The 1,918-nt window shown below is 63.4% G+C and carries 2 protein-coding genes; both read right to left on the bottom strand.

The genetic code is table 11. The annotated features are described in order from the left end of the window. Positions 1–729 (bottom strand): Zn-dependent hydrolase (locus tag WA702_RS26225; RefSeq protein ID WP_425113452.1); only part of this gene is annotated, 729 nt, incomplete at its 3' end. Then, entirely contained in the window at positions 726–1,679 is a 954-nt protein-coding gene (locus WA702_RS26220; protein ID WP_425113453.1) for a LysR family transcriptional regulator, read from the bottom strand. The genes WA702_RS26225 and WA702_RS26220, both read right to left, overlap by 4 nt. Positions 1,680–1,918: the final 239 nt, after the last annotated feature.

The raw sequence follows: 1,918 nt of genomic DNA, 5'->3' as shown, positions 1-1,918 counted from the left end.
CAGCGCGTCGCGGCGCAGCGGCATCGGCGTCGTGCCGGCGTGGCTCTCGAAGCCCGTGATCTTGCCGTCATACCACAGCACGCCCTGGCCGGAATCGACGACGCCGATGGTCTTGCCTTCGGCTTCCAGGATCGGACCCTGCTCGATATGCAGCTCGATGAAGCCTGAGAATTTTTGCGTGCCGACCTTAGTCTCGCCGCGATAGCCGATCGCATCCAGCGCCTCGCTCACGGTGACTCCGTCCGCGTCCTTGCGCGAGAGGATGTCATCCACGGTGAAATCACCGACATAGGCGGCGGAGGCCATCATCGCCGGTGCGAACCGCGAGCCTTCCTCGTTGGTCCAGTTGGCGATGCAGATCGGCGCGTCGGTCTCGATGCCGGCGTCATTGAGCGTGCGGATCACCTCCAGCGCGCCGAGCGTGCCCAGGATGCCGTCATACTTGCCGCCGGTCGGCTGGGTATCGAGATGCGAGCCGATGCCGACCGGGAGCTTCGACATGTCGCGGCCCTTGCGCAGGCCGAACTGCGAGCCGAGCGCGTCGACATGCACTTCGAGACCCGCGTCCTCGCACGCTTTGCGAAACCAGTCGCGCACCTGCTTGTCTTCCTGGCTCAATGTCAGCCGCCGCACGCCGCCCTTCGGCGTCGCGCCGAACTTTGCCGTCTCGTGAATGGCGCCCCACAGGCGGGCGGAATCGATCTGCAGGTTGGAGATGGCTCGGCTCATGCTTTCACTTCCTGATATTCAGCATCGTTTGCATCGCCTGCCGGAAGCGCGCCGTCAACCAACGTCTCGATATTCTGCGCGGTCCTCGCGGCAAGCTCGGCGACGCGTTCGATCGCCACCATCTCCGGTGACGCCAGCCAGCTTGCGCTGAAGGTCAGCGGCGGGATCAACAAATTGGTCTTCAATTCCTGCAGGCGGCCATTGGCGAACTCGTTCTCGACAATCGCGGCGGGAATGACGGCCACGCCGAGCCCCTCGATCGCCATGTGGATCACGGTCGCGAGCGAGGCGCTGGCATGCAGCCGGATCGGCGGCAGATCAGGGCGGTTGAACAGCGCGCGCACGCGCTCGTAGGGCTGGGTCTTGCGCGGGAAGGTGATGATTGGAAATCTAGCGATCTGCTCCACGGTCAATGGCTGGTCGCCGAGCCCGAGTGCGGGGCTGGCGACGAAACTGATCGGATAGTCGCACAGCACGCGGTTGCGCACGCTCGATGCCGAGGGCGGGCCGAGCGCGAAGGCGAGCTCGATCTCCTGCGCGAGCAGGCGCGCATGCAGGTTCGGCGTGATGTCGACCTCGATCTCGAGCGACAAATTCGGATAGAGACCGTTGACGCGCTTGATCAGCCGCGGCAGCCAGGTGTGCACGATGGTCTCGGCGACGCCGAGCCGCAGCACGCCGCGCATCGCCGAGCGATCGCCGACCTCGGCCATCATTTCGGTACGCAGCCCGATCAGCTTTTCGGCATAGACCAGCATCTGGCGGCCGCTCGGCGTCGGCGAGGCCATGCGATGGTCGCGGTTCAAGAGTTTGACGCCGAGCTCGCGTTCGAGCTGCGCGATCCGTTGAGAGATGGCGGGCTGGGTGGTGTTGAGGCGCTGCGCTGCGCCGCGAAAGCTGCCGAGCTTTACAACCCAGAGGAACGTTTCGATCGATCTGAAATCCAACAGTGCCCCCATACGATCAATCGGATTTATCGAGCCCGATTAAAAACGAAGATTAGACTTTATAGCAAGCCTACGCTTGAGTAGATTTGTCGAGATTTTGGGCAGACGAGGCGAATGACTGTTTCGACGGCAGTGCAACATAGCAAGAGCGACGCGGAACTTCTTCCAAGCCTGCAGGCCCGGCTGGATTACCGGGCCGGACAAGGCTGGAGCACCGCCGGCGTCGCCAACGGTTTTGTCCA

The organism is Bradyrhizobium sp. (genome assembly GCF_049798375.1).
GTDB lineage: Bacteria > Pseudomonadota > Alphaproteobacteria > Rhizobiales > Xanthobacteraceae > Bradyrhizobium.
This window is presented reverse-complemented; position numbering and strand designations above follow the sequence as displayed.